This window comes from Hydrogenophaga atypica, assembly GCF_042665215.1.
Taxonomy (GTDB): Bacteria; Pseudomonadota; Gammaproteobacteria; order Burkholderiales; family Burkholderiaceae_C; genus Hydrogenophaga; species Hydrogenophaga defluvii_A.
Genome location: NZ_JBHTCA010000001.1, coordinates 316,357 through 338,483, shown reverse-complemented (window position 1 = coordinate 338,483; position 22,127 = coordinate 316,357). Strand labels below are relative to the sequence as shown.

The window sequence follows — 22,127 nt, the reverse complement described above, 5'->3', positions numbered from 1 at the left end:
CCACCCCGAACCCCATGGACACCACCACCCCATCAACGCCGCGCTACCGCGGCATGGACCCAGCCACGCTGGACCGGCAGTACAACGCCCGCGCCAGCGTGCCCTCCTTCGAGGCCGAGTACCAGGCCAGCGTGCAGGAGAGCGAGCGCGTGCAGCGCGCGCTGCACGCGCCCGAGACCGTGGTCTACGACGAACCCAGCGGCGAACGGCTCGACCTCTATGGCGCTGCCCCCGGCCGGCCCGTGTTCCTGTGGGTCCACGGCGGCTACTGGCGCGGCGGCTCGCGGCACGACAACGCCTTCGCCGCCGGCGGCCTGGTGGCGCGCGGCGTCGCCGTGGCCGTGATGGACTACACGCTGGCGCCTCAGGTGGCGATCGGTGAGATCGTGCGCCAGGTGCGCTCCGCCACCGCCTGGCTGGTTCGCCACGGCGCCACGCGCGGACTGCGCGCCGAGCGCATCCACGTCGGCGGCTCCTCGGCCGGTGGCCACCTGGTGGGCATGCTGCTGGCCGAGGGCTGGCCGCAGGCGGCGGGGCTGGCCGGCAACCCGGTCGGCGCCGCGCTGGCGCTCAGCGGTCTGTACGACCTAGAGCCTCTGCAGCACACCCACATCAATGGGTGGATGCGCTTCACGCCGCAAGAGATCGCCGAGAACTCGCCCGAGCGCCTGATCCCAACCCGCAGCGACACGCGGCTGATCGCCTCGGTCGGCGGGCTGGAGACCGAGGAATTCCAACGCCAGACGGCCGACTACGCGCAGCGCTGGCAGCGCGCGGGCCACGCCCTGCAGACCGTCCACATGCCGGACTACAACCACTTCGACATAGCCCGCAGCCTGTCACAGCCGCAAGGCGCGCTGGTGGAGGCGGTGCTGCAGGCCATCGCCGCCACGGCACCTGTCGAGACAAGACATACATAGAAAGGAACCCATCGCATGCTAAACCTTCCCCGCTTCAAGGCGGCGGCCGTGCAGACGGCCCCCGTGTTCCTCGACACCGATGCCACCGTGGACAAGGTGGTGCGCCTGATCGGCGAGGCCGCCGGCAACGGCGCGCGCCTGGTCGCCTTCCCCGAGGTGTTCGTGGCCGGCTACCCCTACTGGAGCTGGATAGGCAACCCCATCGAAGGCAGCCCCTGGTTCGAGAAACTGGTGCGCTCGGCGATCGAGCTGCCCGGCCCCGAGATCGGCAAGATCGCCGCTGCTGCCGCCCGCCACCGCGTCAACGTGGTCGTCGGCGTCAACGAGCGCAGCCGCCACGGCATCGGCACGGTCTACAACACCGTGGTCACCATCGGCGACGACGGTCGCATCCTGGGTCGCCACCGCAAGCTCGTGCCCACCTGGGCCGAGAAACTGACCTGGGCGCCGGGCGACGCCTCGGCACTGCGCGTGCACGAAACCTCCATCGGCCCGTTGGGCGCGCTGGCCTGCGGCGAGAACACCAACACCCTGGCACGCTTCGCCCTGCTTGCCCAGGGCGAGCTGGTCCACGTGGCGAGCTACATCTCGCTGCCTGTGGCGCCACCCGACTACGACATGGCCGAGGCCATCAAGGTGCGCGCCGCCGCGCACAGCTTCGAGGGCAAGTTGTTCACCCTGGTCTCGTGCTCCACCGTGTCCGAGGAGATCATCCAGGCGCTGGAGGCCGACTTTCCCCGGGCGCGCGAGCTGCTCACTCGGCGCAACAGCGCCTTCTCCGGCGCCCTCGGCCCCGACGGCCGCGTGATCGGCCAGCCGCTGATCGACGAGGAAGGCATCGTCTACGCCGACATCGACCTCTCGCGCTGCATACAGCCGCGCCAGATGCACGACATCACCGGCCACTACAACCGCTTCGACGTGTTCGATCTGCGCGTCAACCGACGCCCGCTGCAAGCGGCGCGCTTCGACGACCTGCCCGACACCGACGCCGCCCCCGAGCCCACACAGGAACCCCAAGCATGAGCACCCCGCGCCACTGCCGCATCGGCCAGATCGTGCCGTCCTCCAACACCACGATGGAAACCGAAATTCCGGCCATCCTGCACGCGCGCGAATTGACCGCGCCCGAGCGCTTCACCTTTCACTCCAGCCGCATGCGCATGAAGAAGGTGACCAAGGAGGAACTGTCGGCCATGGACGCCGACAGCGACCGCTGCGCGCTCGAACTCTCCGACGCCCGCGTGGACGTCCTGGGCTACGCCTGCCTGGTGGCCATCATGAGCATGGGCCTGGGCTACCACCGCATCTCCGAACAGCGCCTGCACCAGCGCACCGTGGACAACGGCGGCCCCGCACCCGTGGTCACCAGCGCCGGCGCGCTGGTGGACGGGCTGCACGCCATCGGCGCCAAGAAAGTCTCCCTCCTCGCGCCCTACATGAAGCCGCTGACCCGCCTGGTGATCGACTACATCGAGCACGAAGGCATCGAGGTGGTGGACAGCCTGTCGCTGGAAATCCCTGACAACCTGGAGGTCGGCCGCCAAGACCCGCGCGCGCCCATCGAAATCACCAAGAAACTCAAGACCGCCGGCGTGGACGCCATCGTCGCCTCGGCCTGCGTGCAGATGCCCTCGCTGCCCTCGATCCAGGCTATCGAGGACCGCACCGGCCTACCCGTCGTCTCCTCCTCGGTCGCCACCACCTACCTCATGCTCAAGCGCCTGGGTCTGGACACCACCGTGCCAGGCTTCGGCGCGTTGCTCAGCGGTAAGCACTGATGGCCGGGGGCGACCGCGCCGAGAAGCTTGCCTCTATGATTCAAGCCATGTGCTGGCGTGATTTACTCCCCCTTACCCATACCCGGTTACCGCGATGAAGCCCCGCATCAAGGTCGCCAAGGCGGCCGCGTCCCCGGCGGAAGCCAGCAGTGAGCTCTACGAAGCCATCACGCTGGCCGAGCAGGCTCACCGCCTGCTGCGGCGCGACATCATCTCGGGAGCCATTCCCTCCGGCCAGGCGCTGCGCCTCGAATACCTCAAGGAACGCTACGGCCTGAGCTATTCGCCGCTGCGCGAGGCCCTGAACCGCCTGCACAGCGAAAAACTGGTGACATCCACCCCCTCGCGGGGCTTCCGGGTCGCGCCCTTCTCCGAGGAGGAGATGTGGGACACCATCGAAACCCGCATCGTCATCGACTGCGAGGCACTGCGCCGCTCGCTGGCCAAGGGGGATGACGTCTGGGAGGCCCGGCTGGTCGCGGCTTTCAAGACGCTGACGCAGACACCCAACGACCGAGGTGCGAACGCCTTGGACCACGTGCAGGCCGACGACGCGCATTTAGAAATGCACCACCACCAGTTCCACCGCAGCCTGATCGCCGCCTGCGGCTCGCGCTGGTTGCTCGACCTCTCCGACCAGCTCTACGCGCAAACCGAGCGCTACCGCCAGCCCAGTTTGCGCGACCGACGGTCCTGGAAACTGGAACGTGACGTGACCCTGGAACACCGCCAGTTGCTCGACGCGGCCGTGGCGCGCGACGCGGGACTGGCCGCCGGCCTGCTGGCGCGGCACTACCGGGAAACCGGCCGCGCGGTGAAAAAGGTGTTGGGACTCGCGGCGGCGGAACAGGCCGCCACCTGAGCCCGTCAGTCGAAACATACCCAGCGCACCGCCTCTGATCGCGGACGCGCACCAGATGAAGGTCGCCCGCTTCCCACTGCACCGCGCCCTGGCCGGCTTTGACTTCGAGGCCAGCATTTAAAAAGTCACGCCCGGTGACTCGTTTTAGCGGGTGTTGTGCAGACCTTCCTTAGCAAATCATTCGATTGACTCCGACGCGAGCCACTGTCCGACCGCGTCTGCTGTGCGCTGGATATGATCTTCCGCCAAGCGGCAAGCTTCTCCTTTGTTACGCGCTAGCACTGCTGTCATGATGGCCTGATGCTCGTTTTCTGAGCCAAGCAGTTTCCTTGTAGGGCTAAACAGCCTAGCCTGACGATAGCGCTCGGTGTGATCCACAAGCTGCGTATGAAAACGCAACAACCACGGCGAACCACACGCGGCAATGAGCGAGTTGTGAAAGGCACGGTGCTTCTCCTCCCATTTCATCACGGCGTCCACGTCGTTCGCACTGCTGGGCATCGGAGTGCGCGAAAGCCTGTGGAACGCCGACATGACGCCGACCTCCCATTCATCGTCACCCCGCTCAATGGACTCTGTAAGTGCAACGGTCTCAACAAGCCTGCGCATGCGTGTGAGGTCTATGAGATCAGCTAGTGACACCGGAGCAACAGAGAAGCCGCGTTGGCCTTCGGCGGCAACAAGCCCTTCTGACGTCAAAAGAAGTAAAGCCTCGCGGATTGGACTCAAACCCAGTCCATAGCGAGCTTGCAACTCGTTCAAACGAAGGCGTGTAGCTGGCTCGAACTGCCCACGCAATAGATCTGCGCGAAGCAACTTGTACGCAGACTCGGCGACGGTTTTGTCGCTCCGTGCTTCAGATTTTTTTACCGTCTCTGTGAACTTTGCATTCATGAAAATGATTTTAACACACATATATGCGGGTTTACCCTATTTATTTTTTCTCATGATTTTTATAAAATTCATCTCATTAACGAAAATCCACCAAGGAATCTTTAGATGAAATACACACTAGCCACCATTGAACGCGCCGGTAAGGCGCTGGGTTGCGTCGAGATTGGCGACCGCTTTTTTCCGCTGGAGTCTGCCGATTCATCTTTCGGTCTCCCTGGCGATCTGATGGCGTTGCTCCGGAATTGGGGGGGGCATCTGGACGCCCTGCAGCGCTTTGCCGATGTGTGCGGCAACAAGCCTTCAGGTGGCATTTCCAGTGAAGAAGCCAAGGTCATCGCGCCGCTCCTGTATCCCGACAAAGTGCTCTGCGCGGGTGCGAACTACTACGACCATCTTGTTGAAATGGGCGATCCCACCCCGCGCAAAGAGTCGCAGCGTCTGTTCTTTTTCATGAAGCCACCGCGGACAACCATCGTCGGGCCTGGGGCGTCGGTTCAATACCCGCTGGGTAGCCAGATGTTCGATTGGGAAATCGAGTTGGCGCTCGTGATCGGCAAGCGCAGCCACCGCCTGACGATGGACAACGCGCTGGAGTCCATTGCGGCATACACCATCGCAATTGATCTCTCTGCGCGGGACTTCAATCGGGCGCCGGAAGCTTTCTACAAATTTGATTGGGTGGCGGGTAAAGCACAAGACACATGCTGCCCTATCGGGCCAGGCATCGTACCCGCGACATTTGTCAAGGACCCTCAAAGCCTGACCATGAAGCTCAGCGTCAACGGCGAGGTGAAGCAGCACGCAAGCACATCGGGCATGGTTTTCGATATCCGTGAGCAGCTGGTGACGCTGTCCAACATCATGACTTTGGAGCCTGGTGACGTGGTACTCACGGGCACGCCTGCCGGCGTCGGCATGGCAAGCAAAACTTTCTTGAAACCTGGCGACAGGATCGAAGCGGAGATCGAGTCCCTTGGTCGTCTTGATGTAACGGTGGGTCCGTCCGTTTGACGCCGATTCGAATGCAATTCAACAAGGAGTTTCCATGAACATTCAACAGACTGCCTTTGTCACAGGGGGCGCATCTGGCATAGGGCGCGCCACGGTTCTGCGGCTTGCGGAAGACGGTTTCCGTGTCATCGCGATGGACCGCAACACGGCGGCGGTCGAGCAGCTCGTGAAAGATGCAGCAGCTTTCGATGGGCGTGTGGTGGGCTGCGTTACGGACGTGTGCGATCGCAAAGCCATCTCGGCAATCTTGGACTCCGAGTCGCGTGTGGACGTGATGGTCTGTGCCGCAGGTATCGGGCCATCCCACCCATTTGATGAGATCACGGACGACGAATTCCGCTCCGTGTTGGAAGTGAACTTGCTGGGCGTTTTCATCCCCGCACAGGAAGCCGTGAGACGCATGAAGCCGGGTGGCCGCGTGATCACTGTATCGTCTCGCGCGGCTTTGGGTGGGACTGGATTTGCGCACTATGTTGCATCGAAAGCGGGCGTGATTGGACTGACACGTGCCATGGCAATGGAACTGCGTCAAAAAAAGATCGCGGTCAATTCGATTGCTCCAGGTTTTACCGACACGGGACTGACGCGTGCTATGTCGCCCGATCAGCATGCGGCGGCGAGTGCCTTGGAGCCCGCAGGTAGGCCCGCTGCACCGGAAGAAATCGCCAACTCCATTGCGTTCTTCGCGTCTCCACGCACCAGCTTCATCACGGGACAGACGCTGTTTGTGGACGGTGGCAAATCCCTGGGCGGTCTAGGCCTCTGAAAGGCACCCCACGACCCGCACTCGTGTCCATTTCAGTCCAGAAATTTATCCCAACCGAAAGGAAATCATCATGATCGTTAGAACCGCCATTTTGGAGGGCGAAGTCAAACCTGAGGACCGAGCTCGCTTCGATGCGTTTGTTGAAACCGAGATCGTTCCGCTGACCACCCAGTTTCCGGGTATCAAGTCGGTACGGATCATGCGCGCTCAGTCCATCGAGGACAACGGTCCTTTGCTTTACATGACGTTCGAGTCAGTCTACGAGTCTGTGGACGCCATGAATCATGCGTTCACCTTTCCGATCCGAAAAGAACTGAAGGCCAAATTTGCGGAAATCATGCCGTTGTTCCACGGTCGTCTTTTTCACATCACACAACACTTGATTACAGACGAAAAGGTGGCTGCCGCCAAGTAACTCATGCCCCGCTCAACTCTTGTCTCGGCATCCATTCAACGTTTCCACCTCTTGAAAATGAAAAAGTCGGATCTGGCTCAGTCGAGAAGAGCCCCTGGCATTGCCAGCGGATCACGCGTGACATTTCGCTTTCAACAAAGGATCTCGTGTGTTTGGTTAGCTCAACGAAAATCCACGTGACGTTTTTTTGGGGGGCTTCGGCACCGCTAGGAAGTGGCAAGGTAATGGTTTCGTATATCAACAAGCACGGCAAGCCCACCGCTAACGCAAGTGCCAATCAGTTTGCACTGGGGTACAACTACTTCTTGTCAAAGCGGACGGATGTGTATCTGTCGTTTGCAAAGATAATCGGGCTCAGTGGGTATCGAGTTGGCAATGGTACCGAGCAGGGGAGTGGCAACAAAGCATTCAACGTGGGACTTCGCCACGTCTTCTGATGTGTCAAATTTCGACACATTTCAATCATCCAGGACTCAAAAACGCTATGAAAAATTCTCTCATAACGCGCCGCAAGCTTCTTGTGGGTGCAACATCCGTCGCGGCAGTAGCCAGCTTCTCTCCAGCCTATTCTCAGGCCGCCTACCCGAGCAAAGTCATCACGCTCGTTGTTGCGTATCCCGCCGGCGGTGACACCGATGTGATCGCGCGCCTGATTGCGGACAAGCTCACCACCCGCTTGGGGCGCCCTGTGGTGGTGGAAAATCGCACTGGTGCCGCCGGCATGATTGGCACCGCTTACGTCGCCAAAGCCGCGCCCGATGGACACACCTTGCTGTTGGCCCCTGATACCTTCGTCATCAGTCCTTTGGTGATGAAAGCCGGGCCAAGTACCCAGTACGACCCCGTTCAGGATTTGACTCCCATCATTGGCATCGGGCCTGTTTCTCTCTTCATGGTGGCGTCCGCTTCTGCGGGTGTCACCAACGCCCAAGATGTAGTGAATGCGGTGAAAGCGGGGAAGATAAAGGCGTATGCCAGTCCCGGGTACGGGTCACCAATGCACATTTTGGCCGAGCTATTTGACAAATCTGCCGACATAAAGATCGAGCAAGTTGCTTACAAGGGCAGTATGCCTGCTGTCGCGGACATGGTGGGAGGCCATATTCCCCTGATGTACTCCACCCTAGGCCCAATAAGGAACTTCATCAAATCCGGTCAGGTGGTCCCTCTGGCCGTGGCGGATGCTCAACGGTCTCCGTTTTTGCCACAAGTCCCTACCTTGGCAGAGTCGGGGTACAAAGGAGCAGAAGTGGCGGGATGGCAAGCGTTGCTCGGCCCCAAAGGCATGCCCACTGAGCTCGTGAAACTACTGAATCAGCATACCAATGAAATCCTTAAAATGCCGGACGTCGTAGCTCGCATGGAAACGCTGGCAATGAAGCCCACAGGTGGAGAGTCTTCCGTGCTCAGCCAACGCATTGCATCTGACTATGAGCGATATGGAAAGATCGTGAAAGACTTCAATATCCGCGCGGAATGAAGGAAGCCGAATACGACTATGTGACAGGTCAGGCGCGAGCGTCTTGAGTAGCGAGCTGAACGGCGGATTTGCACTACGGCGTTGGTGATCGGCAGACCTTTGATTTCTTTGCTGCTGGTGGTTCTGCGGATACCACGACTGTCTATTTCCACGCGGGTTACTGGCAATCACAAACGGGCCAGCGCGGCGCGCACTTCGGCCGCGCTCAACAGCTCGGACATCACCACCGGCGCGGCGCCCTGGCGGTAAATGGCGTACACCGGCACGCCGTTGCGGCCCAGGGCGCTGAGGGCCTGGGTCACGGCGGGGTCGCGGCGGGTCCAGTCGGCGCGAGCCAACACCAGGCCACGTGCGCGCATGTCGTCGAGCAGGGCGGCGTCGGCCAGCACGGTTTTTTTGTTGAACTGGCAGGTCACGCACCAGGCGGCGGTGTAGTCCACAAACACCGGTTTGCCTTCGGCCTGCCACTGCGCCATGCGCGCGGGCGACCAGGGTTGCCAATCGCCCGTCGCCTCAACGCTGAGGTTGTCGGCCGGCGCGATGCGCGTGACCTGCGGCGCCACCGCCCAGCTCAGCGCCGCCAGGCCGGCCAGCGACAGGCCGCCCAGCACCTGCCGGGTGCGGCCCTGGCGCCCCCAGGCCCACAACACCAGCGCCAACATCACCATCACCGCCAGCAAGGCGGCCACGCCGTCGATGCCACTTTGTTGCCCCAGCACCCACAGCAGCCACACCACCGTGGCCAACATGGGGAAGGCCAGGAACTGGCGCAAGGTGTTCATCCAGGCGCCGGGGCGCGGCAGCGCACGCGCCACCGCCGGCCAAAGGCTGGCGGCGAGGTAGGGCAGCGCCAGCCCCAGGCCCATGGCGGCAAACACGGCCAGCGCCTGTGCGGTGGGCAGGCCCACGGCCAGGCCCAGCGAGGCGCCCATGAAGGGCGCGGTGCACGGCGAGGCCACGGCCACGGCCAGCACACCGGTCAAGAAGGCGTCGGCCGCCGGGTGGCGCAGTTGCAGCGCGGCCAGCGGGCCGGGCGCCAGTTGTTTGAACTCGAACAGCCCGGCCAAGTTGAGGCCGATCACGGTGAACAGCAGCGCCAGCACCGCCACCACTGCCGGGTTTTGCAACTGAAAGCCCCAGCCGATCTGTTCACCCGCCGCGCGCAGCGCCACCAGCAAGGCGCCCAGCGCCACGAAGGACAGCACCACACCCGCCGTGTAGGCCAGACCGGCCAACCGGTGGCCGCGCCGGTCGTCCGCGTGCTGGGCAAAGGCCAGCACCTTGATGGCCAGCACCGGGAACACGCAGGGCATGAGGTTGAGCAGCAGCCCACCCACCAGTGCGCCCAGCAGGGCCAGCCCCAGGCTCAGCGTGGCGCCGCCGCTGCCTGGCGCGGCCGCAGCCCGCGCGGCATTGGCGTCGAGTGCGGCTTGCAGCGCAGGCGACACACCACCGTCGCCGGGCAAGGCCGCCAGCGCAGGCCAGGTGCCACGCGCGGGCAGTTCCAGGCGCAGGCCGCCCAGGGTGTTTTCACCGGGCGCCATGTCGCCGGTGCGGGCCAGCACCACGGGCATCACGGCGGGGCTTTCGGCGCGTTGGCTGGACAGCGGGATCTCGGCCCGCCAGGTGTTGCCGTCCCAGCGCTGGGTCCACTTCGCGCCGGGTTCGATGACGGCGGCGGTTTCGGGGAAAAACTCGAGCGTCTGGCCGACCCAGTCGGGCGGCAGGCCAGCCACCTGCACCGCCAAGGCCTTGTCGCTGGGCGCCACGTGGCTGTCGCCGGCCGGCTGGGCACGGGGCACGCGGCTGGCGGCGTCGTCAAACGCGCGGGCGTGGGCCGCGGTGGCCGCGCCTGCGGGCAGGCGCAGGGTGAAGCTGCCCTCTTCCGGAATGCACTCTTTGCGACACACCAGCCAGGCGGCATCGAGCTGCACGCTCAGTTCAGTGCCCTTGAAATCGGGCGACACCGTGAGCGGCACCGGCAGCAGCACCGTGCCCTCGTAGCCGTAGTTGGCCAGGTGGCCGATGGGGAATTTTTTGGGCGTGGGCCAGGCAATGTCGCCGGCCGTCACGCCAGCGGGCAGCTTCCACTCCACCGTGGTGGGCAGGCCGGAGTCGCCGGGGTTTTTCCAGTAGGTGTGCCAGTCTTTGGCGTGCTGGATTTGCAGGCCCAGCCACAGCGGTTTGCCCGGCGCCACGCCCTCGGGCGCGTGGGCCAGCAACTCGGCGCGCACCTGGTCGGTGCGGACCACGGCCTGGCCAGGCTGAGCCAACACGGAAGCGGCGCAGAAGACACTGGCCAAGGCAAAGAAACGGGGGGTTCGGGCGGTCATGGGCACACGGTCTGAGAACAGGCGTTTGACAAAGTTCCAGCGCCTGTGGGGAAACGGGATTGTCACCGAGTGTTGTCGCGAAGGGGTGAAACCACGCATGGGCGCGGTCAATTGCCAGAAAACCTAAAATCCGCGCCAGACATGACGCCCGCCACCCCCCTGCACCCGCCGCACGCCCGGGCACCCACACAACATTCCGCCCGGGTTCACACCGTGGGACTGGTGTTGGTGCACGCGCTGGTGTGGACGCTGCTGCAGTCGCTGGCCCAAGGCAACCTCGACAGCTACCACGACATGCTGGAGAACTTTGCCTGGGCGCAAACCTTTGAATGGGGCACGTTCAAGCACCCACCGTTTTTTGCCTGGGTGGTGGGCGTGTGGTTTGCGGTCTTCCCCACCGCCGACTGGGCCTACCGCCTGCTGGCCTACACCAACGTGGCGGTGGGCCTGTGGGGCGTGGCGGTGCTCGCGCGGCGCCTGCAACTGGCACACCTGGCCCCCACGGCGCTGCTGCTGCTGCTCTGGGCCCTGCCCTACACCACGCTGGCGGCCAAGTTCAACGCCAACAGCCAACTGCTGTCGCTGTGGCCGTGGACGGCGGTGGCCCTGCTCACCGCCATGGACAGCCGGGGCGCACGGGGGTGGGCTTGGCACATCGCGTTGGGCCTGCTGGCGGCGGCCTGTTTTCTGAGCAAGTACTACAGCGGCGTGTTTCTGGTGGGTTTTCTGGTGGTGGCGCTCACCCGCGCAGAGGGCCGCCGCTGGCTGCTGAGCCCGTGGCCGTGGCTGGCGCTGGCCGTGTTTGCCATCGCCCTGCTGCCCCACCTGGCGTGGCTGCGCTCCAGCGACTTTGCCACCCTGGGCTATGCCATGGACCAGGGCAACGGCGACACCGCGTGGGAGGCTTTGCTCAAGTTTGGCCTGACGCCGTTGGTGTACTGGGGCCTGGCCTGGCTGGCCTGTGTGGCGGTGTTTGCCAGCGTGCAACCGGCCCGCACCCAGCGCCGCTGGCTGGGCGGCTTGGCGCGGGGCTTGTGGGTCAGTTGGCGCCCCACGGGCTGGGACGACGCCGTGTTCTGGCTGGCGGTCCTGCCCGGCGGCATCACCTTGTTGTTTGGGCTGGCGGGCGCGGTGGAGCTGTCCACACCCTGGTCCATCCCCATCGGCTACGCCTTCAGTCTGCTGTGGCTGCGCAACCTGTCACAAGACGCGGGGCCCGATGGCAGCAAGAACGCGCAACGGCGGCTGCATCGCGCCGCATGGCCTGTGCTGGCGCTGGTGGTCGCCGTGGGCCTGGCGCACGGCTGGCAGCGCGCACAACAAGGTCACCCGGACCACTACCGCCCGTCCGAACAGGCTGCGCAGGATGTGTTGGCTTTGTGGGCGCGCGAGGTGCCGGGTGTGCCGCTGGGTTGGAGCGGTGGCGCCTGGGCCGACAACGCCTTGCTTGCCTTCTATGCAGATCGCCAGATCCGCGCCCTGCCGGGCCTGCCCGATGTGTCGCCCGCCACACTGGCGCCCCATGCCGACTGGGCCACACAGGGCGGCGTGTTGTTGTGCCCGCTGGGGCGCCTGCAAGCCCCGCGCCCAGCCCTCAAAGACGAAGACAAAGCGGGCACCGCCATGGTGCCCTCCACCCGTTACAGCAAAGACCCCGAGGCGTGCCTGGCGGACATGCGCGCTTGGTTGACACAGCAAGGCCAGGCCAGCGACCCCGTCACCCTGCGGGTGGCCCGCCAGGGCTGGCGCTTTCCGCGCCAGGTGCCGTTTGAGTACGCGGTGTTCTTCTACCGCCCCGCCGTCACACCAGCAGCGCGTTGACGCGCTTGACGTAAGCAGCCGGGTCTTCGGGCAGCCCGCCTTCGGCCAGCAGGGCCTGATCGAACAGGATGTGGGCCAGGTCGTCGAAGTGGGCCGAGCCATCCAGCTTCTTCACCAGCGCGTGTTCGGCGTTCACTTCCAGGATGGGCTTGGACAGCGGCGCCTGCTGGCCGGCCGCCTTGAGCATGCGCGCGAGCTGGTTGGACACGTCGCCGTCTTCCACCACCAGGCAAGCCGGTGAGTCCACCAGGCGGGTGGTCACGCGAACGTCCTTGGCCTTGTCCTTGAGGCTCTCCTTGAGCTTGTCGAGCAGCGGCTTGAAGGTTTCGGCGGCGGCCTCGGCGGCCTTCTTTTCTTCCTCGTCCAGCAGCGAGCCCAGATCAACAGCACCCTTGGCCACGCTTTGCAGCGGCGTGCCGTCGAACTCGTGCAGGTGCGACAGCGCCCATTCGTCCACGCGGTCGGTCATCAGCAGCACCTCGATGCCCTTCTTGCGGAACACCTCCAGCTGCGGGCTGTGTTTTGCCGCGGCCAGGTTGTCGGCGGTGATGTAGTAAATGGCGGCCTGGCCTTCTTTCATGCGGGCCTTGTAGTCGGCCAGCGACACGGCCACCGCATCCGACGAGGTGCTGGCAAAACGCAGCAGCTTGGCGATCTTGTCGCGGTTGGCAAAGTCCTCGCCCAGGCCTTCCTTGAGCACCGAGCCGAACTCGGCGTAGAACTGGCTGTACTTGCCAGCCTGCGCCTTGTCCTCTTCCGACACCACGTCGGTCACGCCGTCGGCGCCTTCGGCAGCCTCGGCCGGTTTGTCCTTCTTGGCCAGGTCTTCCAGCATGGCCAACACGCGGCGGGTGTTGCCGTCGCGGATGGCGCGCACGTCGCGGCTTTCCTGCAGCAGCTCGCGGCTCACGTTGAGCGGCAGGTCGGCCGAGTCCACCACGCCCTTGACCCAGCGCAGGTAAGCCGGCATCAGCGCCTCCGCCTCGTCCATGATGAACACGCGCTTGACATAAAGCTTGATGCCGGCCTTGCGGTCGCGGTTCCACAGGTCGTGCGGCGCTTTGGCGGGGATGTAGAGCAGCTGCGTGTATTCGCTGCTGCCTTCCACGCGGTTGTGGCTCCAGGCCAGCGGGGCGTCCTGGTCGTAGCTGAGGTTCTTGTAGAACTCGGCGTACTGCTCGTCGCTGATGTCTTTCTTGGAGCGGGTCCAGAGCGCGCTGGCGGAGTTGACCGCCTCCCACTCGTCTTTCTGGATGTACTCGCCCTTGTCCTTGTCCCACTCCTCTTTCTGCATGAGGATGGGCAGGCTGATGTGGTCGGAGTACTTGCCAATGATCTGCTTGAGCTTCCAGTGGCTCAGGTATTCGGTGGCATCCTCGCGCAGGTGCAGGATGACGCTGGTGCCGCGCGCGGCGCGGGTGATGGTTTCGGTTTCGAAGTCGCCGGTGCCGCCGCTGACCCAGCGCACACCTTCTTCGGGCTTGAGGCCCGCGCGGCGCGACTCGACGGTGATCTTGTCGGCCACGATGAAGCCGGAGTAGAAGCCCACGCCGAACTGGCCGATCAGCTGCGCGTCCTTCTTCTGGTCGCCGCTCAACCGGCTCATGAAGTCCTTGGTGCCGCTCTTGGCGATGGTGCCCAGGTGGTCGATGGCCTCACCCTCGCTCATGCCGATGCCGTTGTCGGTGATGGTCAGCGTCTTGGCGTCCTTGTCGAAGGCAACGCGCACCTCCAGGTTGGGCGCATCTTCAAACAGGCTGCTGTTGTTCAGGGCTTCAAAGCGCAGCTTGTCGCAGGCATCGGAGGCGTTGGACACCAGCTCCCGCAGGAAAATTTCCTTGTTGGAGTACAGCGAGTGCGTGACGAGGTGCAGCAGCTGGGCCACTTCGGCCTGGAAGGAATGGGTGTGTTTGCTCATGGTAGGTAACGTGTCTGTCTGTCTTGCCGCAGCGCCGGCCGGTGCTGCGGAAACTGGGCAATTTTTGCGCCTGACAGTTGGGGGGCGATGCGTCATTTTCAAGGCCCCTACCCCGCGAGCAGGAAAGCGGGCATGCCCGCTTTCCATACACGGCGTCAACGAAGGTCGACCTTGGATACCAAACGCGGCACGGCCGAACTGGTGGTTCGCCCTGTTGCGGCGTTCTCTGCATAGCCCCACGCATAGGGGAGTCCATTGCTTCCCATGGCGGTGCAGTGATAGGTTCCGCATTCAATGGCGATCAACTTCACACCGTTCGGCACATCGCCTTGCAAGACTTCGGTTGGAGTCAACGACTCATGCGCATCAAGGTTGCCATCTCCCAGGGAGCCGTGGTGGCCGCTTCCCCAGCAGTACGCTTTGCCGTTGTCTGCGATCACGCAACTGCTTGCGGCAACGCCGCCCACCGCAAAGTCAACAATTTTGGCATCTGCGGGAATTTGCCCTCGAAACAAAGGAAGCAGCCTGTTTTCATCGGAAATAAACTCCGCGCTCCCGCGACCATACCGACGACCAGACCCGCTGCCCTTTTGATACAACCAGCCATCGCTTCCAAGCACCCCCATGAAATCCCCATTGTTTTTCTCGGATTTGATCTTGGTGAACCGCACATTGGCAGGTGCCTCGCTGGCATCCACCGCTTTGAAGGTTTCTGAAGGCCTGTTGGCGGTACAAAACACTTGGCCATTTGCAACGATGCAGCTTCTGTTCACGCCCAAGGCGAAGTCTGAGATAGCTGAAGCGCCCGCAGCACCTTTGTTCACAAGCCAGGGCGGTCCATACCGCTCTTGCTGCTGGTTTTCCGGACGCATCAAAGCACCCGAGTCGCCCCAGCAGTAAAGCTGGCCACTTGCTGTCAAAGCACACGCCCGGTGCCCAGCCCCTACTTTGATGGAGGCAATTTGGGCATTGGAGGGCAGTTCGCCCGCCAACACTTTTTGAGGCAAATGGAAAGGTGCCTTCAATCCCGTCCCCATAGACCTCAGTTCCCATTCGGATTGGTCGGGGTCGCCCCAGCAATAAACACCCGCATCGCTCAAAGCACAACTGAATCGAAATCCCGGCGCCACCTGAAGAATGGTGGTATTGGCAGGAATGGCCCCTTTATTGACTTTGGTCGGACTGGGGTAGCTGAGAGCCTGCAGCTCTGGCCTGTTGTCGAAAAGAGGATGGCTATTGCCCCAACACCAGATATCTTTCTTGTCCTGACTCAAGGCGCAATTGCTCTGATCGCTGATGCGAAGTGATTGCACGTCAAAACCAAGCGTGCGAATCAGCGCCGTCCCCGTTGCGTCGGAGAACTTGGCCGCGATCATCGCATCCCCAGGGGTGTTGTGCTGCACAACACCAGCCGGGGAGACGGTTGCCACCGCCTCGTTGGTGCTTGACCACGTGACCCCGGCGCCAGTCAGCAGTTGGCCATCTGCCTGCTTCACTTGTGCCTGCAGTGCCGAGGTGTGCCCCCAGTAAGCATCGACCGATTCGGGCGACACATCCACCACATGTCCGGTCGAGGGATTTGGCGTGACGCCGCCCCCCTCGCCCGCTTCACCACCGCCGCTTCCTCCTCCACATCCCACCAACAGCGCCAACAACACGGCGCTTACGGCGACAGAGCTTGCACAGCGTGGTGCAGGCCAACGCGATTTGGTTTTCATTTTTTCTCCCTGATTGAATACATGCCATCCCTCTCTGGGGATGCGGTCGTCTGGGCGCAGACCGGCCCAGGGCCGAGGAACTCTACCATCACAAAAAACGTCCGGGGAGAGGTCGGAAAGACACAGCGGATGTTTTGAAATTTTTTGATTTTTCCTCTGGCGAGCTGGGCGCTTCCGGTTGTAACGCCCAGGAAAATGGGCCTACAGCGGCTGCCAGCCGGCAAAGGCCTCGACGCGGTTGCGGCCGCGCCGTTTGGCCAGCAGCAAGGCGTGGTCGGCGCGTTCCAGCAGTTGCTGGGCCGGCACGTCCTTGGCTGGCACCAGGCTGGCCAGGCCCACGCTCACCGTCACGCCCCGGGGCTGCCAGGCATGGCGCTCCACCGCCTGGCGCACACGCTGGGCCACCGGCATGGCGCCGTTGACACCGGTGGTCGGCAGGATGGCAACAAACTCCTCGCCCCCGTAGCGCGACAGGTGGTCGGTGCCCCGCAGCGCATCGCCCACCACGCTGGCCACCTCACTCAGCACCCGATCGCCGGCCGGGTGCCCGAGCTCGTCGTTGTAGCGCTTGAAGTGGTCCACGTCGATCATGAGCAGACCCAGGGGCTCGGTGCGGCGGCCATGGCGCGCCCATTCGTCGGCCAGGCGCTGGTCAAAGGCACGCCGGTTCCACACCTGGGTCAGCTCATCCACCGTGCTCTGGGTCTGGAACCAGCGCGCCAGCCGGCGCAGCTCCAACTGGGTGACCACCTGGCGCCCCAGAGCGCGCAAGGCCTCGCGCTGCGCGTCGTCCAGGCGGCGTGGGCGCACGTCGATCACACACAGCGAACCCAGCGCATGGCCTTCGGCGGTGACCAGGGGCACGCCCGCGTAAAAGCGCAGCCCCCCTTCGCGCGTGACCATGGGGTTGTGGGCAAAACGGGGGTCGGCCAGGGCGTCGGGCACTTCCATCAGCACGTCGGGTTGGAGGATGGCGTGGGCACACAAAGACAACGAGCGGGGCAGTTCGGACACCTCCGCGCCCACCGCCGACTTGGTCCATTGCCGCTCGTCGTCGATCAGGTTGATCAGGGCCGTGGGCGTGTCACACACCAGGCGCGCCAACATGCTCAGGTCGTCAAAGGCCTGCTCGGGGGGCGTGTCCAGGATGTCGTAACGCCGCAGCGCCTGCAGGCGCTGGGCCTCGTTCTCGGGCAGGGGTGGGGCGTCGGGGTGTGGCATGGGAAAAGTGTACGGCGCTCAGACACACTCAGAAACGTTCGGTGGCCCCCAGATAGCGCCACTGACCCACCGGCAGGTTGCCCAGCACCACCTTGCCGATGCGTATGCGCTTCAAACCCACCACATGCAAGCCCACTTGCTCACACATGCGCCGGATCTGGCGCTTCTTGCCCTCGGTCAGCACAAACCGCAGCTGCTCGGGGTTTTGCCAGTCCACCTGCGCGGGTTTGAGCGGCTGGCCGTCCAGGCTCAGGCCGTGACGCAGGCGCGCCAGCTGGGCTGGCGGCAAGGCGGCTTGCACGTTTTGCGTCACCAGGGGCGCGTTGGGATGGGCGTCGGGGCCGTCACCGATGTAGTGCACCCGCACCAGGTACTCCTTCTCGATACCGGAGTCCTCGCCAATGAGGGTGCGCGCCACGCGGCCGTCCTGCGTCATCACCAACAGACCGGTGGAGTCGATGTCGAGCCGGCCGGCCGGCGCCAGGCCACGTGTGTGCCAGGCCTCGAAGCGGCGTGGGCTGCGGTCGTCCGCCCAGTGGCTGCGTGGCGAAATCAGCACGGCGGCCGACTCGTGGCCGTCTTCGGGCAAGCCGCTCACATAGCCCACGGGCTTGTGCAGCAGGATGGTGACGCGCGCCTCCTGCTGATGTTGCGCCTGCGGCAGCACCTCGACCTGGCAATCGGGCGCCACAGGCTGGCCCATGTCGGCGGGCTGGCCGTTGACCTTGACCCAGCCGCGCGCGATCCATTCGTCGGCCTCGCGGCGCGAACACAGGCCCAGGTCGGCCATGCGTTTGTTGAGGCGGATCAGCCCGGCCTCGCGGGTGGCGGACACCGGCGCAGGCGCCCGCTGCTGGGCCTGGCTCTGCAGGGTGGAACGGATGCCCCCGGTGGGCCGGGGCGCAGGTGCGGGGTACAGGCCAGCAGGGGGGCGGTCCGATGGGCGCCCGGCTGCCCCGCCACGCCGCGCGGGTGGCGCCGCCTTGGCGGCGGGTTTGGACAGCGACAGGCGCTTGCGTTCGGGCGGGCTGGGGGGCTTGGGTTCGGACATGGCGGCGAATTATGCGCCGGGGGCCCGCGTATCCCAGCGGGTGCGCCAGGCATTGAACTCCACCGCCGGCAGCGGCTTGCTGATGAAGTAGCCCTGGGCCTCGTCACAACCCAGCGCGCGCAGTTGCGCCAGGATGGCGGCGGTCTCCACCCCTTCGGCCACCACACTCAGGCCCAGGTTGTGCGCCAGGTCGATGGTGGAGCGCACGATCTTGGCGTCGCTCTCATCGGTTGCCATGCCCATCACGAAGGATTTGTCGATCTTGAGCTCGCTCACCGGCAAGCGCTTGAGGTAGGCCAGACTGGAGTAGCCGGTGCCGAAGTCGTCGATGGACAGCTTGAAGCCCTGTGCCGCGAGGCGGTTGAGCGTGGCCTCGGCGCGCTGCGGGTCGTCCATGATGGCGCTTTCGGTGATCTCCAGGCAAAAGCCGCTGGAGGCCAGCCCATGCTGTTTGAGGATGCCCGCGAGGCGCTGCGGAAAATCCTGGTCCAGCAGGTCGCGGGTGGACAGGTTGATGGCCACCCGCACCGGTTGACCTGGCAGCTGAAGCGAGGCCCACTGGCGCGCCGCCTCCTCAAACATCCACAAGGTGAGCTGGCGCACAAAGCCGGTCTGCTCGGCAAAGGGGATGAACTGCAGGGGCGGCACCAGCCCGCGCTGCGGATGCTGCCAGCGCACCAGGGCCTCGGCGGCCACCACCTGCTGGCTGGTGGCGTCCAGCTTGGGCTGCAGGAACAGCCGCAGCTCGCCGTGCTGCAGGGCGTGGCGCAAGTCGGTCAACAGCGACAGGGTCTGGGTGCTCGACGAATCCAGCGACGGCGAATACAGCAACACGCCGGCGGTCTTGCTTTTGGCGGCGTGCATGGCGATTTCGGAGCGGCTCATCAACAGGTCGGGGTCGTCGGCGTCGGCGGGCCAGCAGGCCACGCCCATGCTGGCACTCAGGTCCACGGTCTGCTCGTCAAAGGCCAACGGCACCTCGAAGGCCTTGGTGATGCGCTCGGTCAACCGCACCGCGCCCTCGGCGTCGGTGCGCGAGAGCAGGATGGCGAACTCGTCGCCGCCCAGGCGCGCCACCATGTCGCCCTCGCGGAACACCTGCTGCTTCAGGCGCTCGGCCACGGCCTTGAGCAGTTCGTCGCCAAAGGCGTAACCCAACACGTCATTGACGTGCTTGAACCGGTCCACGTTGAGCGTGATGACCGCCATGGGTTTGGCGGTGGTGCGGCTGTCGGCAATGGCCTGCACCAACTGTTGCCGAAACCGTTCGCGGTTGGGCAGGCCGGTCAGGCGGTCCCAGTAGGCCAGTTGCAAAATTTCGCGCCGCTGCTCGGCCAGGCTGTCGCGCATGCGGGCAAAACCGCGCGCGAGCTGCCCCACTTCGTCGCCACGCGCCATGTCGCCCAGGTCGGCGGCGTAGTCGCCGCGCTCCAGCGCGGCGGTGGCGGCCGTCAGTGCGGCCAGTGGCTGGGTGACGCGGCGCATGGCCAGCCCGCTGCCCACCGCAAACAGGCCCACCCCAGCCACGGTCACCAGCGCCAGCATGAGCTGCAAACGGGTGTAGGGCGCCACCGCGTCGGCCACCGAGCGCAACAACACGCTGCGCACCACGCCACGGGGCGTTGGCAGCGTGGCGTGCCGCGCCACAAAGGTTTCACCGCCGATGCCGATGTCTGCCGCCTGCGTGAGCGCGAGCTCGGTCAGCACCGGCTCGTGGCCCGCCAGCGTGGTCACCACCAGGCTGAGGTGGGCGTCGTCGGTGCCCGAGAACACCGCCAGGTGCACACCCGACACACGGTACAAATCGTCGGCCAGGGCCTGGTTGATCTGAAAGCCCATGAGCACCCAGCCAATGAGGGTGGGCGCCCGCACGGGCACCATCACAAACTGGTAGGGCACGCGGTTGACGCGGGCGATGCGGCTGCCCCGGCTGTCGCGCGAGAGTTCGGCAGCCACCTGCTGCAAGGCGCTGGCGGCCATGCCCCCCTCGGCGGCCTCGCTCGTCACCACCAACTGCAAGCCGGGGTCCAACAGCACGGTGACGGCCGCACCGATGCGTTCGCCGCTGTTGTCCAGGGCTGAGCGTATGGTGGGCTGATCGCCCGTGCCCACCGCCGCGCGAAAGCCGAAGTCGGCCGCCAGCACCGAAGACGCCTGCCGCAGCCGTTCGGCGTTCTGCTCCAACAGGCGCAGCCACACGCGTTCGCCCACCAGGAGGTCGGCGCTCATCTCGTTGCGCACCTGCGCGTTGACGGTGGCACGCACGATGCCGAAAGCCACGGCCTGCACCAAAAGCAACAACACCAACATGACCGCCACCGTGCGGGTGGACAGGGGCGCGTCGCGCAACCAGGCGCGCCAACGCGTCATGTGACCGCATCCCTCATGGTGTCAGCCCCTTGAGGGTGACACTGGCGGACGCGGCCGCTGCGCCCAGGCGTTGCGGCATGTCAAGTGCGGGCGCCCCCACCGGCAGGCCGCTGTGCCACACGCGCAGCCGGTAGCTGCCTTCGGGCACATCGTTCAGTTGCACGCGCCCGTTGGCGCCGGTGCTGCCGAAATAGGGGGTGTCCACCACCGCCATCCAGCCAATCATTTCATCGTGGATGTTGCACCCGAGCACCACCACGCCGGCCTGGTCGAACACCACGGGGCTGGCCGGCGTGCCGATGTAAAGCTTGAGTTCAAACCGTTTGGCAGGCGAAAACGAATACACGTGGTGGCGCACCGTGTCGCGGTTGGGAAACTGCACCGCCGTGCCCCGTGTGACCACCATGGTCTCGGGCACAAAACTTTTGTCTTTCTGCGCCATCTCCACACCGGACATCGGCTTGGTCGCCCGGGCCGCGTCGGGCGACTCCAGAAACACCACCGCCTGGGGCACGGGCCGGCCTTTGTCGTCGGTCACCGTCACCTGCAGGGTGGCAGACCACACCCCACCCACCCAGGCGCACATGCCCAACAAGGCCCCTGCGCACCAGCGGCGCCAGGTGCCCGCGCTCACGGCTCGATCGCCAAACCGCGCAGGGCCATGCCTGCCCCCACGGTACCCACCAGCCGGGCCCGGCCGCTGGACAGGTCCACCTCGTACAAGCGGGTGCGCGCATCGCGGGACGTGCGCACCGCTGCCAGCGCCTTGTTGTTCAGGTCGGCGATGTCGAAGGCCACGTCGGTCAATGCCCCCAGGCCCAGCGCGCCCACGGTGAACAGCCGCCCCGTGTTGGGCGAGACCGCAGGCGCCACGCCCTCTCGGGTGCCCTGGGTGACCAGCACGCCCAGCGCACGGTCGATGGCGTAGTTGGTGGTCAGCTTCTCGTCGCGTTTGTTGTAGGTGTAGGCCGCACCCGTCACCTGCGGGGATTTGCCCACGTGGGTGTCGCCGGCCGCGTAGGCCAGGGCCGGATCGGTTTGCAGTCCGGCGGCGTTGGGATCGAAGTCCACCACAGCGCCCGTGTCGGGGTGCAAGCGCAGGTTCTGGCCGCTGGCGCTGACCACGCGGATGCGGTCGGCGGCGGGGTTGAAGTCCACCCCCCACTGCCCACCGGCCAGCGCCACGGCGGCCGGCGCGGTTCCCACCGGCGACAGCGCGCCGGTGGCGGTGTTGAGGGTGTAGAGCCGGCCACCGGCCGACAAGGCGTACAACACACCGCGCGCGACGCGGAAGTCGATGCCCACGAGCGCATCGCCGGCCGCCAGGCCCGTCACGGGGCGGCGCTCCAGCACACGCTGCGGCTGGCCGGCGTTGAACTTGATCAGTTCATGCTCGGCCGTGACCGCCCAGACCAGCTCTTTGGCCGCCACACCCATGGGCTCGTCGGCCGCGCCGTAGGGCGCCAGCGACACGGACCCACAAGCGCTCAGGGCCAGCGCGACCACCGGCAAAAGGCGTCGGGCATGCGGGGGCAGCGAAGGTGCAAACAACAACATGGCGACTCC

Annotated in this window: 19 protein-coding genes; 10 read left to right on the top strand and 9 right to left on the bottom strand. The window is 64.9% G+C overall.

Annotated elements, in window-relative coordinates:
* Positions 1-14: 14 nt before the first annotated feature.
* The 4 genes from ACFQPB_RS01690 to ACFQPB_RS01675 all read left to right on the top strand — a co-directional run bounded on the left by ACFQPB_RS01690 (position 15) and on the right by ACFQPB_RS01675 (position 3,563).
* Positions 15-920 carry an alpha/beta hydrolase gene (locus ACFQPB_RS01690; RefSeq protein ID WP_382219265.1) on the top strand — a complete coding sequence of 302 codons (906 nt, stop codon included), beginning with the start codon at positions 15-17 and terminating at the stop codon, positions 918-920.
* Between the two features lie 15 nt (positions 921-935).
* Complete coding sequence (locus ACFQPB_RS01685; protein ID WP_382219263.1) at positions 936-1,946, top strand: carbon-nitrogen hydrolase family protein; 1,011 nt, start codon at positions 936-938, stop codon at positions 1,944-1,946.
* Positions 1,943-2,701 carry a maleate cis-trans isomerase family protein gene (locus tag ACFQPB_RS01680; RefSeq protein WP_382219261.1) on the top strand — a complete coding sequence of 253 codons (759 nt, stop codon included), beginning with the start codon at positions 1,943-1,945 and terminating at the stop codon, positions 2,699-2,701. Before ACFQPB_RS01685 ends, ACFQPB_RS01680 begins: the two co-directional genes overlap by 4 nt.
* 94 nt (positions 2,702-2,795) lie before the next feature.
* Positions 2,796-3,563: a GntR family transcriptional regulator gene (locus ACFQPB_RS01675; protein ID WP_382219260.1), complete on the top strand. Its 768-nt coding sequence runs from the start codon at positions 2,796-2,798 to the stop codon at positions 3,561-3,563.
* Between the two features lie 177 nt (positions 3,564-3,740).
* Here ACFQPB_RS01675 and ACFQPB_RS01670 read toward each other — a convergent pair whose 3' ends face one another.
* Positions 3,741-4,457, bottom strand: a complete 717-nt coding sequence (locus ACFQPB_RS01670; protein WP_382219258.1) for a GntR family transcriptional regulator — start codon at positions 4,455-4,457, stop codon at positions 3,741-3,743.
* Between the two features lie 105 nt (positions 4,458-4,562).
* Between ACFQPB_RS01670 and ACFQPB_RS01665 the strand changes: the two genes are divergently transcribed.
* From ACFQPB_RS01665 to ACFQPB_RS01645, 5 genes are all read left to right on the top strand, one after another.
* Positions 4,563-5,468, top strand: coding sequence for a fumarylacetoacetate hydrolase family protein (locus tag ACFQPB_RS01665; RefSeq protein WP_382219256.1), 906 nt, complete (start codon positions 4,563-4,565; stop codon positions 5,466-5,468).
* Positions 5,469-5,502: 34 nt separating this feature from the next.
* Positions 5,503-6,234 (top strand): SDR family NAD(P)-dependent oxidoreductase, encoded by a 732-nt coding sequence (locus ACFQPB_RS01660; RefSeq protein WP_382219254.1) that lies wholly within the window; start codon positions 5,503-5,505, stop codon positions 6,232-6,234.
* A gap of 70 nt (positions 6,235-6,304) precedes the next feature.
* Positions 6,305-6,649 (top strand): EthD family reductase, encoded by a 345-nt coding sequence (locus ACFQPB_RS01655; protein WP_382219252.1) that lies wholly within the window; start codon positions 6,305-6,307, stop codon positions 6,647-6,649.
* Positions 6,650-6,795: 146 nt separating this feature from the next.
* Positions 6,796-7,086: a porin gene (locus ACFQPB_RS01650; RefSeq protein WP_382219250.1), complete on the top strand. Its 291-nt coding sequence runs from the start codon at positions 6,796-6,798 to the stop codon at positions 7,084-7,086.
* Between the two features lie 47 nt (positions 7,087-7,133).
* The gene (locus ACFQPB_RS01645) at positions 7,134-8,129 is read left to right on the top strand and encodes a Bug family tripartite tricarboxylate transporter substrate binding protein (protein WP_382219248.1); all 996 of its coding nucleotides are present in this window, start codon (positions 7,134-7,136) and stop codon (positions 8,127-8,129) included.
* 167 nt (positions 8,130-8,296) lie between these two features.
* Here the strand turns inward: ACFQPB_RS01645 and ACFQPB_RS01640 are convergent, their stop codons facing one another.
* Positions 8,297-10,462 (bottom strand): protein-disulfide reductase DsbD family protein, encoded by a 2,166-nt coding sequence (locus tag ACFQPB_RS01640; RefSeq protein WP_382219246.1) that lies wholly within the window; start codon positions 10,460-10,462, stop codon positions 8,297-8,299.
* A 141-nt stretch (positions 10,463-10,603) separates the two neighbouring features.
* Here ACFQPB_RS01640 and ACFQPB_RS01635 point away from each other — a divergent pair, with 141 nt between their 5' ends.
* Positions 10,604-12,283: a glycosyltransferase family 39 protein gene (locus ACFQPB_RS01635; protein WP_382219244.1), complete on the top strand. Its 1,680-nt coding sequence runs from the start codon at positions 10,604-10,606 to the stop codon at positions 12,281-12,283.
* Here ACFQPB_RS01635 and htpG read toward each other — a convergent pair.
* The 7 genes from htpG to ACFQPB_RS01600 all read right to left on the bottom strand — a co-directional run bounded on the left by htpG (position 12,264) and on the right by ACFQPB_RS01600 (position 22,118).
* Entirely contained in the window at positions 12,264-14,201 is a 1,938-nt protein-coding gene (htpG, locus tag ACFQPB_RS01630) for a molecular chaperone HtpG (RefSeq protein WP_382219242.1), read from the bottom strand. The genes ACFQPB_RS01635 and htpG overlap by 20 nt on opposite strands.
* Before the next feature lie 155 nt (positions 14,202-14,356).
* Complete coding sequence (locus ACFQPB_RS01625) at positions 14,357-15,919, bottom strand: Ig-like domain-containing protein (RefSeq protein WP_382219240.1); 1,563 nt, start codon at positions 15,917-15,919, stop codon at positions 14,357-14,359.
* Between the two features lie 201 nt (positions 15,920-16,120).
* Positions 16,121-17,140, bottom strand: coding sequence for a GGDEF domain-containing protein (locus ACFQPB_RS01620; protein ID WP_382219238.1), 1,020 nt, complete (start codon positions 17,138-17,140; stop codon positions 16,121-16,123).
* 28 nt (positions 17,141-17,168) lie between these two features.
* Positions 17,169-18,191 carry a pseudouridine synthase gene (locus tag ACFQPB_RS01615; protein ID WP_382219236.1) on the bottom strand — a complete coding sequence of 341 codons (1,023 nt, stop codon included), beginning with the start codon at positions 18,189-18,191 and terminating at the stop codon, positions 17,169-17,171.
* Positions 18,192-18,200: 9 nt separating this feature from the next.
* Positions 18,201-20,561, bottom strand: a complete 2,361-nt coding sequence (locus ACFQPB_RS01610) for a putative bifunctional diguanylate cyclase/phosphodiesterase (RefSeq protein WP_382219235.1) — start codon at positions 20,559-20,561, stop codon at positions 18,201-18,203.
* Positions 20,562-20,574: 13 nt separating this feature from the next.
* A complete protein-coding gene (locus ACFQPB_RS01605) occupies positions 20,575-21,195 on the bottom strand; it encodes a methylamine utilization protein (protein ID WP_382219233.1) in 621 nt (206 codons plus the stop codon).
* Positions 21,192-22,118 (bottom strand): DUF4394 domain-containing protein, encoded by a 927-nt coding sequence (locus tag ACFQPB_RS01600; RefSeq protein ID WP_382219232.1) that lies wholly within the window; start codon positions 22,116-22,118, stop codon positions 21,192-21,194. Before ACFQPB_RS01600 ends, ACFQPB_RS01605 begins: the two co-directional genes overlap by 4 nt.
* Between the last annotated feature and the right edge of the window lie 9 nt (positions 22,119-22,127).